Genomic DNA, 15,477 nt, shown 5'->3' on the forward strand with positions numbered 1-15,477 from the left:
GCCGCCGATGCTGCCAAAGTTCCCATCAGCCATCGCATCAAGAAATGCGCCTGGAACGACGACTATCTCATCAATGCCATCACTCATATGCGATAGCCCTGCCCTCAAGGGGGAGATCACCCACGCCCGAAATGCCGGCTCACAACATCGACATGCGTGTCGTGCGCATGCGCTTCGAAACGCTCGGTTTCGCCGAGATCGTCCACCGCCTCGTTCGGCCACCAGCTGCCGCCGACCACGATTCCGTCCGAGACCAGCCTTTGCTCGGCGACCAGCGAGGCGCCGACCGAATCGACAAAGGTGAAGCGGCCCGGACGCAGCCGCAGCACCGCGATGTCGCCGACCGCACCCACCGCCAGCCTGCCGAGATCGGGCCTGGCGATCGCTTCGGCCGGCCGCTGTGTCGCGGCGCGCAGCACCTCGACCAGCGGCATGCCGAGCGCCAGCAGCTTCGACATGCACACCAGAATGTCGAAGGCCGGCCCGTCGACGCAGTAGAGATGCACGTCGCTGCTGATCACGTCCGGCGCCAGCCCCTCGCCGAGCATCGCCTTGGCCACTTCGAAATCGAACGAGCCCATGCCGTGGCCGATATCGAAGATGACGCCGCGCTCGCGCGCCAGCCGCATATCTGGCCGCACCGCCCCCGAGGCGAAGACCGGCGCGTTGGGAAACGGCCGGAAGCAGTGGGTGAGGATGTCGCCCTTGCGCAGCCGCGGCAGCACTTCCGAGCGGCCCGGCGGCGGCTCGTCTATGTGCGCCATCAGCGGCAGGCCGGCTTTGTCGGCGGCTTCGAGCGCGAGATCGACCGGCGCGATGCCGCTGGTGCCGCCGGCATGGCGACCCGAGCGGACCTTGACGCCGACAACCACGTCCGCGTGCTCGCGAGCCGCCGCTACGGTCTCGCGCGGTTCGCAGAGCCGGAGGTCGCTGCACTCGCCGACCGCCACGGTCTGCGAGAAGCCGAATATGCCGGCAAAGGAAATGTTGACGTAAGCCAGAATACGGACTTTCGAGCGCTCGATGACGTGGCGGCGAAAGCCGAGGAAATTGCCGGCACCGGCACTTCCGGCATCGATGAAGGTGGTGGTGCCGCTCTTTGCGGCGAGCCGGTCGGCATCGACGCCGAGCGACGTGCCGCCCCAATAGACATGGCTGTGCAGGTCGATCAGGCCCGGCGCGACGATCGAGCCCGTGGCATCGATGACGCGGGCGGCACGTTCGAATGGGATTTCGGTGTCGATCGCGGCGATACGGCCGTCGGCAATCGCCAGATCGCGCTGCGCGTCGAGGCCGGAGGCCGGATCGATGAGGCGGCCGCCTTTTATCAGGAGATCGAATTGCATCGCGCCTGTCTCCATTTTCCCGTCAGGCCGGCCTGTAGGCAACGGCCTCGACCTCGATCTTGATGTCGATCATCAGCCGCGACTCCACTGTCGTGCGCGCCGGCGGGTCTTTCGGGAAATGCCTGGCATAGACGGTGTTGAAAATGCCGAAATCGCGGGCGTCTTCGAGCCAGACCGTCGTCTTGACTACGTCGTCCAGGGTACAGCCGGCCAGCGCCAGTGCCGCCTTGACGTTCGACAGCACCTGCTCGGTCTGTTCGGCGATGCCGCCCTTGACCACCAGTCCGTCTGTGCCGACCGGCACCTGGCCTGAGACATAGACGAAATCGCCGGCCCTGACCGCCGGCGACAACGGCACATGGGATTTTCCAAAACATTGCTTGGGCAAGGAGGCCTCCTCTGGAAATCGTTGCGTGACCGCGCGACTTGTCAGCTTGGCGCGAGAGGACGCGGCCCCTCTGCGAGTCTCATCCAACATCTTCGAAGCCTATATCGCTTTGCCGCGAGAGCGCCAGAACGATCACTGCGCTCGGTGATCCTTCGCGCCAGCGTCTGGACCCGCGACACCAGCCCGCTCAGCGGTCGATCCGCGTCGACAGGATGATCGACGACGACGTGCGCTCGACTCCGTCCATGGCGCCGATCTGGTCGAGAAGCGTGTCGAGATCCCTGATCGAAGGCGCCTCGACGATGACGATCATGTCGAAATTGCCGCTGACCGAGTGCAGCGTGCGAACCGGTGCCAGCGCCTGCAGGCTGCGCACCACCTTGTCGGCAAGCTTGGGGGTGACGGTGAGCAGGACATGCGCCCTGACCAGCCCCTGCTCGTAATCCGGCGACAGCCTGACCCCGTAGCCAGCGATGATGCCGCGCTCTTCCAGCCGCTCGATCCGGCTTTGCACCGTCGTTCGTGAGACGCCGAGGCGCCGCGCCAGTTCTGCGGTCGAGGCGCGCGCATTGGTGCGCAGCAGGGAAAGCAGAGCCTGGTCGGCATCGCTGAGCATTTCGACGAACCTTACCGTCACATTGCCCAAAGAGAGGCTGCGTTTCGTACAATCTCACGCTTCCTTTCGACAGGCAAGCTGCGATTCTAACCGTGAATTTAGCATTGGTGCGAGGGACCGGTCATGAAGGAAATCATCGTCGTCGGCGCCGGCAAGATCGGCTCGACCATTGCCGAGATGCTGGCTTCCACGGGCAACTACCATGTTACGCTCGTCGACCGCTCGGCGGCGCAGCTCGGCGCGGCCGAACTGCCTGAAACGGTCGAGACGCTGGAACTCGACATCGAAGCCGCCGGCACCCTCGAATCGGCCCTGGCCGGCAAATTCGCGGTGCTCAGCGCGGCGCCCTTCCATCTGACCACGCGCATCGCCGAGGCGGCGGCCAGCGCCGGCGTGCACTATCTCGATCTGACCGAAGACGTTGTCAGCACCAGGCGGGTCAAGGAACTGGCTCGTTCCGGCAGCAGCGCCTTCATCCCGCAATGCGGTCTGGCGCCGGGCTTCATCTCGATCGTTGCCAACGATCTCGCCAGCCGCTTCGACACGCTGGAAAGCGTGCGCATGCGGGTCGGCGCGCTGCCGCAATACCCGTCGAATGCGCTGAACTACAATCTGACCTGGAGCACCGACGGCGTCATCAACGAATATTGCGAGCCTTGCGAGGCGATCGTCGAAGGCGAGCTGATCGAAGTGCCGCCGCTGGAGGAGCGTGAAGAATTCTCGCTCGACGGCGTCACCTACGAGGCGTTCAACACCTCGGGCGGGCTGGGCACGCTGGCCGAAACGCTGAAAGGCAAGGTGCGGACGCTGAACTATCGCACCATCCGCTATCCCGGCCATGCCGCTATTATGAAGGCGCTGCTCAACGACCTCGGCCTGCGGCACCGCCGCGACGTGCTGAAGGACATTTTCGAAAGCGCCCTGCCGGCGACGCTGCAGGACGTGGTTGTCGTCTTCGTCACCGTCAGCGGCCGCAAGAACGGCCGTCTGCTGCAGGAAACCTACGCCAACAAGATCTACGCCAGGCGCGACGGCGAAACGGTGCGCAGCGCCATCCAGATCACCACCGCCTCCGCCATCTGCGCGGTGCTCGACATGCTCGCGGACGGCACCTTGCCGGCCAGGGGCTTCATCAAGCAGGAGGACATCGCCCTCGACGCCTTCCTGGCCAACCGCTTCGGCCGCGCCTATGCGCAGCACGAAATGGTTAGCCGGCTTGCAGGGTGAGCTGCGTAATCTCCCCCCTCGAGGGGGAGATGTCGCCGACAGAGGGGGTCGCCTCGCGTAGAGCGCCAACCTCCATCTGTCGCAAGGGAGGTCGCATCCAGTCGAACCGACCCCCTCTGGCCTGCCGGCCATCTCCCCCTCAAGGGGGGAGAGCGCGAGCCATCAGACATGCAGTGCGTGCCCCAGCGCCTTCAGCGCCGCTTCCGGAAAACCCTCGCCCTGTGTCGGATGGGCATGGATCGTCCCGGCGATATCCTCCAGCGTCGCACCCATCTCCAGCGCCAGCCCAAACGCCGTCGACAGCTCCGACACGCCCTGGCCGACGGCCTGGATGCCAAGCACCAGATGGCTGTCCGCCCGCGCCACTACCCGGACGAATCCGTCCTCGCCCAACTTCGTCATCGCCCGGCCATTGGCGGTGAAGGGAAACTGTCCGACCTTGATCTCGCCACGGGTCTTGGCCTCCTCCGGCGACAGGCCTGCGGTGACCAGCTCCGGATCGGTGAAACAGACAGCCGGGATCGCTCGTCTGTCCCAGCTGCGCTTGTGGCCGGCAACGATCTCGGCGACCATTTCGCCTTGCGCCATGGCCCGATGCGCCAGCATCGGCTCGCCGGTGACGTCGCCAATGGCAAAGAGGCCGCGCATCGAGCTGCGGCACTGGTCGTCGATGCGGATGAAGGGTCCGGCCATGTCGAGGTCGATCTGCTCCAACCCCCAGCCTTCGGTCACCGGCTTGCGACCGACCGTGACCAGCATCTTGTCGGCAGCGATCTTGCCGTTCTTGCCGCCATTCGTCTCGACCAGCAGCGCGTCGCGCTTAGTGGACAGCCCCTTGGCCTTGGCGTTCACGAGCACCTCGATGCCGAGTTCGGCCAGCCGCTTCACCACCGGCCGGGTCAGTTCCGCATCATATTGCGCCAGCACGCGCGGCAACGCCTCGACCACGGTCACCTTGGCGCCCAGCTTGGCAAAGGCGATGCCGAGTTCCAGCCCGATATAGCCGCCGCCGACCACCGCCAGCCTCTCCGGAACTTCGCTCAGCGCCAGCGCCTCGGTCGACGAAATGACCGGCCCGCCGAACGGCAGCGACGGCAGCTCGACCGGCGCCGAGCCGGTCGCTATCACCACCGTTTCGGCTCGGATCACCTGCATGCCGATCTCGGTCTCGACGGCAACGGTCTTGCCGTCGCGAAATGTCGCCCAGCCATGCACCGTCTTCACGCCAGCTTTCTTCAGCAGGCCGGCGACGCCGTTGTTCAGCCGGCTAACGATGCCGTCTTTCCAGGCAATGGTCGCGGCGAGATCAAGCGACGGTGCCGCGACCGTTATGCCGAGTGGACTTTTGCCGCCGGCCATGTGCGAGAGCTTTTCGAACTCTTCGGCTGCATGGATCAGCGCCTTTGACGGGATGCAGCCGACATTGAGGCAAGTGCCGCCCGGTTTGCCTGCCTCGACGATCACCGTGTCGATGCCAAGCTGCCCGGCGCGGATGGCACAGACATAGCCGCCCGGACCGGCGCCGATGACCAGCAGCTTGCAGGAGATTTCCTTCATCATTGCACCTTAGTTCGACGAGCCGGCGGGGCAGCACCCACCTCTGTCCTGCCGGACATCTCCCCCTCGAGGGGGGAGATTGGCAGCTTTCGCGTTCGGCTTAGTCCTGCAAGGCTGGAGATTGGCGAAAGGCGGGATGACGGCCGATCTCCCCCCTTGAGGGGGAGATGCCCGGTAGGGCAGAGGGGGGCGCGAAGGATCGCTACTGCTCTCATCTCACGCCCCTGCGATCCTCTGTTCATCTCCTCAGTCCACAAAAATCAGCGCCGGCGTCTCCAGTAGCGTCTTTATCCGCTGGATAAATACCGCCGCATCCCAGCCGTCGACGACGCGGTGGTCGAAGCTGGAGGACAGGTTCATCATCTTGCGCGGGATGAACTGGCTGCCGTCCCATACCGGCCGCACCATCATCTTGTTGACGCCGACGATCGCCACTTCCGGATGATTGATCACCGGCGTCGTCGCCACGCCGCCCATGGCGCCCAGCGAAGTGATGGTGATGGTCGAGCCCGAGAGCTCGTCGCGCGTCGCCGTGCCGGATTTTGCCGCCTCGGCCAGCCTGACAACCTCGGCTGCACAGTCCCAGATGTCGCGCGCCTCGGCGTGCTTGACCACCGGCACCATCAGCCCGGAAGCCGTCTGCGCGGCGATGCCGATGTGGACGCCGCCATGCTGGTGGACGATGCCGGCTTCGTCGTCGAACAGTGCGTTGACATTGGGCTGGTCGGCGATTGCCTTGACCATCGCCCGCATCAGGAACGGCAGCAGCGTCAGCTTCGGCCTGTCTGCGCCCGGCCGCTTCTCCTTGTTGAGCGCGGCGCGCAAATCCTCGAGTGCGGTGACGTCGATCTCCTCGACATAGGTGATATGCGGGATGCGCGACTTGGCCAGCGTCATCTTCTCGGCGATCCTTCGCCTGAGCCCGATTATCTTGATGTCCTCGACCGCCTCGTTGCGGGCGAGGCCAGGGGCCTTCGCGAGCTGCGGTCCGCGTGCCAGGAAGGCGTCGATGTCCTCGTGCCGGATGCGGCCGGCTGGGCCGGTTCCCGGGACCTGCCGAAGGTCGATGCCGGCCTCTTTCGCCCTGAGGCGGACGGCCGGCGAGGCCAGTGGCTTTTCTCCCTCGGGGCGCGGCGCACCGACCGGCGCTATACCCCCGAAAGCCGGCGCAGTACCCCCACCCCTAACCCCTCCCCACAAGGGGGAGGGGGACTCCGTATCCGCCGTTCGTGCGCCCTCGGTTCTTGGCACATGCCCGACCAAGGGCGAGCTGGACCTGGCTTCGGCTTTGGCGGCCGAAGCTCGTCCCCCTCCCCCTTGTGGGGAGGGGCTAGGGGTGGGGGTAGGTGCCGCCTCACCCTCCGCCGATTTCGCGCCTGCGTTCACATTGCCCTCGCCCGCCACCTTCAACCTGACAATCGGCGAGCCGATCGCCACCGTGTCGCCGATCTCGGCGCCCAACCAGACGATCTCGCCATCGACGGGCGACGGAATTTCGACTGTCGCCTTGTCGGTCATGACAGCGGCAAGCACGGCGTCCTCGCGCACGAGATCGCCGACCTTGACCTGCCATTCGACGAGCTCGGCCTCGGCGACGCCTTCGCCGACATCGGGCAGCTTGATGACATATTCGCCCATCGTTCCCCCTCAGGCTTCCATCGTTTCGACCAGCGCGCGGCCTAGCCGGGCAGGACCGGGAAAATAGTCCCACTCCTGCGCATGCGGATAGGGCGTGTCCCAGCCGGTGACCCGCGCCACAGGCGCTTCCAGATGATAGAAGCAGCTCTCCTGAACCAGCGCCGAAAGTTCGGCACCGAACCCCGATGTCAGCGTCGCCTCGTGCACGACCACGCAGCGCCCGGTCTTGTTGACCGAGGCGACGATCGTCTCGAGGTCGAGCGGCAGCAGTGTCCTCAGATCGATGATCTCGGCATCGATGCCGGTCTCCTCCGCCGCCGCCTGGGCGACATAGACCATCGTGCCGTAGGCAAGCACGGTGACCGCCGCACCCGGCCGTCGGATCACCGCCTTGCCGAGCGGCACCGTGTAATGGCCGTCGGCAACCTCGCCGAGCTCATGTTTCGACCATGGCGTTACCGGCCGCTCGTGATGACCGTCGAAGGGGCCGTTGTAAAGTCGCTTCGGCTCCAGGAAGATCACCGGGTCGGGATCCTCGATCGCCGCGATCAGCAGGCCTTTGGCGTCATACGGGTTCGAGGGCACCACGACTTTCAAGCCGGAGACGTGGGTGAACAGCGCCTCCGGGCTCTGGCTGTGGGTCTGGCCGCCGAAAATGCCGCCGCCGGTCGGCATTCTCACGACGATCGGGCAGGTGAAATCGCCGTTCGACCGGTAGCGCAGCCGCGCCGCTTCCGAGACGATCTGGTCATAGGCTGGATAAACATAGTCGGCAAACTGCACCTCGACGCAAGGCTTCAGCCCGTAGGCGGCCATGCCGATGGCCGCGCCGACAATGCCGGATTCGCTGATCGGCGCATCGAAGCAGCGGCTCTTGCCGTATTTCGCCTGCAGGCCTTGCGTGCAGCGGAAGACGCCGCCGAAGAAGCCGACATCCTCGCCGAACACGATGACTTGGCTGTCGCGTGCCATCGACACGTCCATGGCGTCGCGGATCGCCTCGATCATGGTCCGCCGCGGCATGGTCAGACCCCTGCCTGTTGGCGCTGGCGCCTGAGATGCGGCGGCATCTCGGCATAGACGCCCTCGAACATGTCGCGCGCCGAGGGCTTGCCGCCGGCATGCAGCGTGCCATGGCGCTCGGCCTCCCGCTGCGCCGAAATCACCGTGTCGAGGATTTCGGCCTCGGCCTGGGCGTGGCGTTCGTCCGACCAGACGCCGCGCTGGATGAGATGGTTCTTCAGCCTGACGATCGGGTCGCCGAGCGGCCAGGCATCGGACTCGGCCTTCGGCCGGTAGGCCGACGGGTCGTCGGAGCTCGAATGGGCGCCGACGCGGTAAGTGACGTATTCGACCAGCGTCGGCCCGAGATTGCTGCGCGCCCGTTCCGCCGCCCATTTGGCCACCGCATGGACGGCGAGATAGTCGTTGCCGTCGACGCGCAGCGACGGAATACCGAAGCCGAGCCCACGGGCGGCAAAAGTGCCGGAACCGCCGCGGGCGATGCCCTGGAAGGTCGAGATCGCCCACTGGTTGTTGACGACGTTGAGCACGACCGGCGCCTTGTAGGTCGAGGCAAACACCAGCGCCGAATGGAAGTCGGATTCGGCAGTCGAGCCGTCGCCGATCCAGGCGGCGGCGATCTTTGAATCATTGCTGATTGCCGAGGCCATCGCCCAGCCGACCGCCTGGATGTACTGCGTCGCCAGGTTGCCGGAGATCGAGAAGAAGCCGTGCTCCTTTGACGAATACATGATCGGCAATTGCCGCCCTTTCAGCGGATCGGCCTCGTTCGAATAGATCTGGTTCATCATCGTGACCATCGGGTAGCCGTCGGCGATGAGCAGGCCGGCCTGCCGATAGGTCGGAAAATTCATGTCGCCGCGCGACAGCGCCTTGCGGAAGGCGCAGCTCACTGCCTCTTCGCCGAGATGCTGCATATAGAAAGAGGTCTTGCCCTGGCGCTGCGCCATCTGCATGCGCGCATCGAAGCTGCGCAGCGTCATCATATGGCGCAGCCCCTCCAGCAACTCGTCGTCCGAAAGCAGCCCTGCCCACGGCCCGACCGCCTCGCCGGCGCGGTTGAGCACGCGGATGATCGAGAAGGCCAGATCGCGGATGTCGCGCGGGTCGACGTCGATCTTCGGACGCGGCACCGAGCCAGCTTTTGGAATGCTCACATTGGAGAAATCCGGCGTCCCGCCCGGCCGCACTTCCGGTTCCGGAACATGGAAGCGCAGCATTCCGGCATCGGCCATGATCTCGGTCCTCCACTGTTGCCCGGCCAGGATATTTGCACACCGCCAGACCAGTGCCAATTCGTCGGGCGAGGCTTCGCTGCCGCTGGCTGCTGCCCGCGGCCGACAGGATGGAGATATGTCGGCGAAATTTCTTGTCGATCTTCCGCGCCGGCGCGCAATTTGGCGAATGCCCGGCCTGGTCTGGCGCAAGAGCAGGAACTTCCTGCGGGAAGATCGCTCGGTCGAGTTCCTTCGCGCCCCCTCTGTCCTGCCGGAGGATCGCGGCATCATCCAAGCTCGGGTTCCTCCCCCCACGGAAGTGGGGGGAGGTGGCTCGGCGAAGCCGAGACGGAGAGGGGGAGCCGCGCTCTACGAAAGCCCCCTCTCCGACCGCTTCGCGGCCACCTCTCCCCCGCTTTGCGGCGGAGAGGAACCCACGTCTTGAGAGGCTGGTCTTCCTTCGCGCCCCTCTGCCCCTCGAGCGTCTCGATACAATACCCCCGACCGCCGTTCACCCCGCGCCCGCGTCATGCTAATCAGCGCCCATGGCACAAAAGAAAGCATACGAGGTCGATGCATGGCTCGCGAAGCCTGATCCGCGCGTCTCGATCGTGCTGCTTTACGGTCCCGATCGCGGGCTGGTTGCCGAGCGGGCAAAGGCCTTTGCCGGCAAGACCGGCCTGCCGCTCGACGATCCGTTCTCGGTCGTCAGGCTGGACGGATCGGAAGTCGATCGCGACGAGGGCCGTCTGCTCGACGAGGCGCGCACCGTGCCGATGTTTTCGGAGCGGCGCCTGCTATGGGTGCGCAACGCCGGCGCTCAGAAGGCGCTTGCCGATGACGTCAAGGCGCTGACGTCGGAGCCCGCGCGGGACGCCATCATCCTCATCGAGGCCGGCGACCTGAAGAAGGGCGTCGGCCTGCGCGCCGTGGTGGAGGCGGCGGACAATGCCATGGCATTGCCTTGCTATGCCGATGAGGCCAGGGATATCGATACGGTCATCGACGACGAACTGCGCAAGGCCGGCATGTCGATGACACTGGAAGCGCGGCAGGCGCTGCGCCGCAATCTCGGCGGCGACCGGCTGGCCTCGCGCGGTGAAATCGAAAAGCTGGTGCTTTATGCGCATGGCCAGGCCGAAATCGGCCTCGACGACGTCAAGGCGACATCCGGCGATGTCTCCGGCCTCTCCTTCGATGCGGCCGTCGACGCCCTGCTCGAAGGCAGGATCGCCGACTTCGACACCGCCTTCACCCGCCATTGCCAGTCCGGCGGCCAGCCCTTTCTGGTACTTTCATCGGCGATGCGGCAGTTGCAGGCGATCCAGGCGATGCGCGGCCTGATGGACGCCGGCGGCCGCAATGCCGCTTCGGTCGTTGCCGCGGCGCGCCCGCCGGTGTTTTTCTCCAGGCGCAAGCTGGTCGAGAAAGCCCTCGAACGCTGGAGCAACGAGGCGCTCGGGCGCGCCCTCAACCGCCTGCAGACGGCGGTGCTGCAGACACGCCGGCGGCCGGATCTGTCGGTCGCGCTGGCACGCCAGGCCCTGCTCGGCATCGCAGTGGAGAGCGCAAGGCTGGCGCAGCGCACCTGATCTTCCTCCTTGAGGGGGAGATGTCGCCAAAGGCGACAGAGGGGGTCACAGCGCGTAAAACACCAGCCCCTTCCGCGAAGACAGAGGACGTGGGCGCTTGAAATTTGACGACCCCTTCTGGCCTGCCGGCCATCTCCCCCTCAAGGGGGGAGATTAACTACTTCGACGATTTCGCCAATCACCGCGCGGCAGCAAAAATCTTATTTGCCGGCTAATTTTAGCAACCTACCTACTCCCGCTTCAGCCTTCGGCAAAGCTCGTCAAGCTGCTCCAGCGTCCGGTAGGCGACGCTGATCACGCCGCCGCGCTGGTTGTGCTCGATCGTGACGATCATGCCGATCGTGCTGGTCATCAGCCGCTCCAGCGCCAGCGTGTCGGCATCCTTTTGCGGCGGTGCGGCGGGCTGGCGTTTTGCCGACGGCGCGCCGACCGGCAGCTGCGCCAAGGCCTCGGCCTGGCGCACCGAAAGCCCCTCATCGATGATCCGCTTGGCAAGCCCGGCCGGGTCGTTGGCCGTCACCAGGGTACGGGCGTGGCCGGCCGAGAGCGCCCCGTCGACCAGCATGTCGCGGATGACGTCGGGCAGCTTGAGCAGTCTCAACGTGTTGGCGACATGGCTGCGGCTCTTGCCGATCACCTGGCCGAGATCGGCCTGGGTATAGCCATGGTCGTCGATCAGCTGCTGGTAGCCGAGCGCCTCCTCGACCGGGTTGAGGTCGGTGCGCTGGACGTTTTCGATGATCGCCAGTTCGAGCGCCGTGCGATCGTCGACGTCGCGCACGATAATCGGGATTTCGGTCAGCCCGGCGCGTTGCGCCGCGCGCCAGCGTCGCTCGCCGGCGATGATCTCGTAGCGGCCCGGTTGGGTTTTCGACGGCCGCGCCACCACCGGCTGCACCACGCCATGTTCGCGGATCGACTGGGCGAGGTCGGTCAGGTCGGCGTCGCCAAAATGCCGGCGCGGGTTTTTCGGATTGGGGCTGAGGAACTCGATCGGCACCTTGCCGTCGCCCGCCAACCCGGGCTTTTCCGGTGCCGCTGGGCGATCGATTTCGCCGATCAGGGCCGCCAGTCCCCGTCCCAGTCTTTTCCTCGAAGGGTCTTCGTTCATCGTCCGTCCAGATCGTTTCGGTATCGAATCGGGTTTATTATTTACAACCGGTTAAGCGGCACGCAATTTGCGCTCGCGGCGGATGACTTCCGAAGCAAGCTGCAGATAGGCCTGGCTGCCCGAACATTTGAGGTCGTAGAGAATCGCCGGTTTGCCGTAGGACGGCGCCTCGGAAACGCGGACATTGCGCGGGATGACGGTTTCATAGACCTTGTCGCCCATATGCGCCCGCACATCCTGCACCACCTGGTTGGCGAGATTGTTGCGCCCGTCGAACATGGTCAGCACGATGCCCTGGATCGTCAGGTCGGGGTTGATCGAGCGGCGCACCTGCTCGACCGTCTCCAAAAGCTGGCTCAGGCCCTCCAGCGCGAAAAACTCGCACTGCAGCGGCACCAGCACCGAATCGGCCGCAGCCATCGAATTCAGTGTCAGCAGGTTGAGCGACGGCGGGCAGTCGATCAGCACATAGCCGAAGTTGGCCGAGCGCTCGGCCGAAGCCCGCAGCGCGTTGCGCAGCCGCAGCACCCGATCCGGCGCCGAGGCGATTTCCATCTCGATGCCGAGCAGGTCGAGCGTCGACGGTACAATCGACAGGCCAGGCACCGCCGTCGGGATCGCCGCCGCTTCGAGATCCAGTTCGCCGGTCAGCACATCATAGGACGAGACGGTGCGGTCGCGCCGGTCGATGCCAAGCCCGGTGCTGGCATTGCCCTGCGGGTCGAGATCGACGATCAGCACCTGTTCGCCTATGGCCGCCAGCGCGGTGGCCAGATTGATGGCGGTCGTCGTCTTGCCGACGCCGCCCTTCTGGTTGGCGACGGTGATGATTCGGGGGCCGTTCTTCATCATGGGTCTATGCCAGAAATTCATTTGGGTCGCCGGTCACAAGCAGGGTGCTGTCGCAAGTCGGATACTTCGAGAATGACGCCCTGCGCGTCGGTTGCACTGGCATGTTCTACCAGATCGAAAGACCATCGTTGAGCGCTTTCTGCCACTTCGGCGCGGTAATCCCGGCCTTTGTGAAACAGGCCGCGCGACCCCTTGGTCAGCCACGGTGCCGCCAGGTCGAGCAAGTCGGGCAGCGAGGCGAGTGCCCTGGCTGTGACGATTTGCGGTGCAGGAACAAGAGGATAGCTGTCTTCGATGCGGCGCGCGATAACCTTGGCGGGCAGGCTGAACTGTCCGATGACCGCTTGCAGGAACGATGCTTTTTTCCGATTGCTTTCAACCAGGTCGATACCGGCGCCGTCCCGCTCGGCAAGCAAAAAGGCCAGCACAAGGCCGGGAAACCCACCGCCGGAGCCGAGATCGACCCAGCGCTTCGCCTCAGGTTTGATTCGCGCCAGCTGCGCGCTGTCGAGGATGTGGCGGCGCCAGACATCGTCCTGCGTCGATTGCGCGGCCAGATTGATCCGGCGGTTCCATTTCTGGAAGACGGCCTCGAACTCGACCAGGCGATCGAATGTTTCACGTGAAACCGGGCCCGCTGCCGCCTGCAGGTTTGCCCAGGACGCAGCGCTCACGCGACCTGCTTTCGCGCGGCCGCCTCGGCATTGCGGACATGGGCGACAATAATCGCCAGCGCCGCCGGCGTCATGCCTTCCATGCGTTGCGCATCGGCAATCGAGCGCGGCTGGCGTGCCAGCATCTTCTGCTTCAACTCGTTCGACAGGCCGGGAACAGAAGCAAAGTCGAGCGACTCGGGAATAAGCCTGCTCTCCTCATGCCTGATCTGCGAAACATCGGCCTGCTGGCGGTCGAGATAGACAGAATATTTGGCTTCCGTTCCAAGACGTTCGGCCGTTTTGCTGTCGATCGCCGCGAAAGCCGGCTCGACCCGCGCCAGCCAGGCTATGTCGACGCCGGGATAGGCCAGCAACTCATAGGCCGAGCGGCGGACGCCGCCCCGGTTGATTTCGAGCCCATGGCGCGCTGCCTCATTGGGGGTCATGGTGGTGCCGAGGGCGAGCTGTCGCGCCTTCTCAAGGTCTTGCATACTATTGTTGAACCGCTGCATCCGCTCCGGCGAGGCAATCCCCAGCCTTATCGCCAGTGGCGTCAGCCGCTCATCGGCGTTGTCGGCTCGCAGCGATAGCCGGAACTCGGCCCGCGAGGTGAACATGCGGTAGGGTTCGGCAATGCCGCGGCTGGTCAAATCGTCGACCATCACGCCGATATAGGCTTCGGTGCGGCTGAGCACGATTTCCTCGCTCGCCGACGCCTTGCGCGCTGCATTCAAGCCGGCAAGCAGCCCTTGCGCGCCGGCCTCCTCGTAGCCGGTGGTGCCGTTGATCTGTCCGGCGAGGAACAAGCCGGCGATCCGCTTGGTTTCCAGCGTCGGCTTGAGCTCGCGTGGATCGACATGATCATACTCGATGGCATAGCCCGGCTGCAGCATCGTTGCCCGCTCCAGCCCCGGAATGGTCTTCAGGATGTCGAGCTGCACGTCCTCGGGCAGCGAGGTCGAAATGCCGTTCGGGTACACCGTGTCGTCGTCCAGCCCTTCGGGCTCCAGAAAGATCTGGTGGCCTTCGCGGTCGCCGAACTTGACGATCTTGTCTTCGATCGACGGGCAATAACGCGGCCCGACGCCTTCGATCGACCCCGAATACATGGCCGAGCGGCCGAGATTGGCGCGAATCAACTCGTGCGTCGCATTGGTCGTTCGGGTAATGCCGCAATGGATCTGCGGATTTTCGATGCGATCGGTCAGCAGCGAGAACGGCACGGGGTCCTCGTCCGCAGCCTGGCTCTCCAGTGACGCCCAATCGATCGTCCTGCCGTCCAGCCGCGGCGGCGTGCCGGTCTTCAGCCGCCCGAGCTTGAAGCCGGCGCGGCTCATCGTCGCCGACAGGCCGATGCTCGCCTGCTCGTTCATGCGGCCGGCGACGATCTTCTTCTCGCCGATATGGATCAGCCCGCGCAGAAAAGTGCCGGTCGTCAGCACGACGGCGCCGCAGGCGAGCCGGCTTCCATCCGCCAGCAGCACCGCCGCGATGCGTCCGTCGTCGATTTCCCCGTCGTTGATTTCGAAATCCAGCACCTCGCCTTCGATGACATCGAGGCCTGCCTGCTGGCGGATTGCCGCCTGCATGGCGAGGCGATAGAGTTTTCGGTCGGCCTGCGTCCGTGGCCCGCGCACCGCCGGTCCTTTGCGGCGGTTGAGCAAACGGAACTGGATGCCTGCGGCATCGGCGACGCGCCCCATCAGCCCGTCCATGGCGTCGATCTCGCGAACCAGGTGGCCCTTGCCGAGGCCGCCGATCGCCGGATTGCAAGACATCACGCCGATCGTGTCGAAGCGCAGCGTCACCAGCGCCGTTCTGGCGCCAGCCCGCGCGGCCGCACTAGCCGCCTCGCAACCAGCATGACCGCCGCCCACCACCACCACATCATAGTGATTGGTCATTTCAGAATCCCGAATTCAAGTGGACCGACACATGTCCCTGGAGACACGCGCTGTCAAGGACGCAGGGCCTTCAGACGCATGACTGCCCCCGACAATGCAGACAGAGATCGCCTGGCGCCGCCCTGTCTTTCCTTCTCCCCCCTTGTGGGAGAAGGTGGATTGGCGCGCAGCGCCAAGACGGTTGAGGGGTGCTGGACGGAGCACTGTTGGTGCCAAGCTGGAACACCCCTCATCCGACCGAGCTTCGCTCGGCCCCCTTCTCCCCTTAGGGGAGAAGGGGAGACGCTACGAGCGAGATCGTTTCACGTGAAACAGTCCCCCCTATTCCTGGGCCCATGTTTCACGTGAAT

At 65.0% G+C, this 15,477-nt stretch carries 13 protein-coding genes; 2 read left to right on the forward strand and 11 right to left on the reverse strand.

Annotation, left to right across the window (positions count from 1 at the left end; all coding sequences use genetic code 11):
- Nucleotides 1-116: 116 nt before the first annotated feature.
- The 3 genes from NKH28_RS20825 to NKH28_RS20835 form a co-directional block, all read right to left on the reverse strand.
- Complete coding sequence (locus NKH28_RS20825; protein WP_352921611.1) at nt 117-1,346, reverse strand: amidohydrolase/deacetylase family metallohydrolase; 1,230 nt, start codon at nt 1,344-1,346, stop codon at nt 117-119.
- 22 nt (nt 1,347-1,368) lie between these two features.
- Complete coding sequence (locus tag NKH28_RS20830) at nt 1,369-1,734, reverse strand: RidA family protein (protein WP_023675940.1); 366 nt, start codon at nt 1,732-1,734, stop codon at nt 1,369-1,371.
- A 187-nt stretch (nt 1,735-1,921) separates the two neighbouring features.
- A complete protein-coding gene (locus tag NKH28_RS20835) occupies nt 1,922-2,350 on the reverse strand; it encodes an Lrp/AsnC family transcriptional regulator (protein WP_352770106.1) in 429 nt (142 codons plus the stop codon).
- Nucleotides 2,351-2,473: 123 nt separating this feature from the next.
- Here NKH28_RS20835 and NKH28_RS20840 point away from each other — a divergent pair, with 123 nt between their 5' ends.
- A complete protein-coding gene (locus NKH28_RS20840; RefSeq protein WP_352541924.1) occupies nt 2,474-3,577 on the forward strand; it encodes a saccharopine dehydrogenase family protein in 1,104 nt (367 codons plus the stop codon).
- Between the two features lie 162 nt (nt 3,578-3,739).
- Here the strand turns inward: NKH28_RS20840 and lpdA are convergent, their stop codons facing one another.
- The 4 genes from lpdA to NKH28_RS20860 all read right to left on the reverse strand — a co-directional run bounded on the left by lpdA (nt 3,740) and on the right by NKH28_RS20860 (nt 9,030).
- Complete coding sequence (gene lpdA / locus NKH28_RS20845; RefSeq protein ID WP_352980353.1) at nt 3,740-5,134, reverse strand: dihydrolipoyl dehydrogenase; 1,395 nt, start codon at nt 5,132-5,134, stop codon at nt 3,740-3,742.
- Nucleotides 5,135-5,380: 246 nt separating this feature from the next.
- Nucleotides 5,381-6,772, reverse strand: coding sequence for a dihydrolipoamide acetyltransferase family protein (locus NKH28_RS20850; protein ID WP_352684380.1), 1,392 nt, complete (start codon nt 6,770-6,772; stop codon nt 5,381-5,383).
- A 9-nt stretch (nt 6,773-6,781) separates the two neighbouring features.
- Complete coding sequence (locus NKH28_RS20855; RefSeq protein WP_352921614.1) at nt 6,782-7,795, reverse strand: alpha-ketoacid dehydrogenase subunit beta; 1,014 nt, start codon at nt 7,793-7,795, stop codon at nt 6,782-6,784.
- Between the two features lie 2 nt (nt 7,796-7,797).
- Nucleotides 7,798-9,030: a 3-methyl-2-oxobutanoate dehydrogenase (2-methylpropanoyl-transferring) subunit alpha gene (locus NKH28_RS20860; protein WP_254817940.1), complete on the reverse strand. Its 1,233-nt coding sequence runs from the start codon at nt 9,028-9,030 to the stop codon at nt 7,798-7,800.
- A gap of 527 nt (nt 9,031-9,557) precedes the next feature.
- Between NKH28_RS20860 and holA the strand changes: the two genes are divergently transcribed.
- Nucleotides 9,558-10,604 carry a DNA polymerase III subunit delta gene (gene holA, locus NKH28_RS20865; RefSeq protein ID WP_352980321.1) on the forward strand — a complete coding sequence of 349 codons (1,047 nt, stop codon included), beginning with the start codon at nt 9,558-9,560 and terminating at the stop codon, nt 10,602-10,604.
- A gap of 229 nt (nt 10,605-10,833) precedes the next feature.
- Here holA and NKH28_RS20870 read toward each other — a convergent pair whose 3' ends face one another.
- Genes NKH28_RS20870 through mnmG form a run of 4 tightly spaced genes read right to left on the reverse strand, consistent with a single transcriptional unit; the run spans nt 10,834 to nt 15,127 of the window.
- Entirely contained in the window at nt 10,834-11,715 is an 882-nt protein-coding gene (locus NKH28_RS20870) for a ParB/RepB/Spo0J family partition protein (protein ID WP_352770435.1), read from the reverse strand.
- A 51-nt stretch (nt 11,716-11,766) separates the two neighbouring features.
- Entirely contained in the window at nt 11,767-12,567 is an 801-nt protein-coding gene (locus NKH28_RS20875; protein ID WP_084642633.1) for a ParA family protein, read from the reverse strand.
- 17 nt (nt 12,568-12,584) lie between these two features.
- Nucleotides 12,585-13,241 carry a 16S rRNA (guanine(527)-N(7))-methyltransferase RsmG gene (rsmG, locus tag NKH28_RS20880; protein ID WP_352903490.1) on the reverse strand — a complete coding sequence of 219 codons (657 nt, stop codon included), beginning with the start codon at nt 13,239-13,241 and terminating at the stop codon, nt 12,585-12,587.
- Complete coding sequence (gene mnmG / locus NKH28_RS20885) at nt 13,238-15,127, reverse strand: tRNA uridine-5-carboxymethylaminomethyl(34) synthesis enzyme MnmG (protein ID WP_352980322.1); 1,890 nt, start codon at nt 15,125-15,127, stop codon at nt 13,238-13,240. Before mnmG ends, rsmG begins: the two co-directional genes overlap by 4 nt.
- Between the last annotated feature and the right edge of the window lie 350 nt (nt 15,128-15,477).

This window comes from Mesorhizobium sp. M1227 (assembly GCF_040318315.1).
GTDB lineage: Bacteria > Pseudomonadota > Alphaproteobacteria > Rhizobiales > Rhizobiaceae > Mesorhizobium.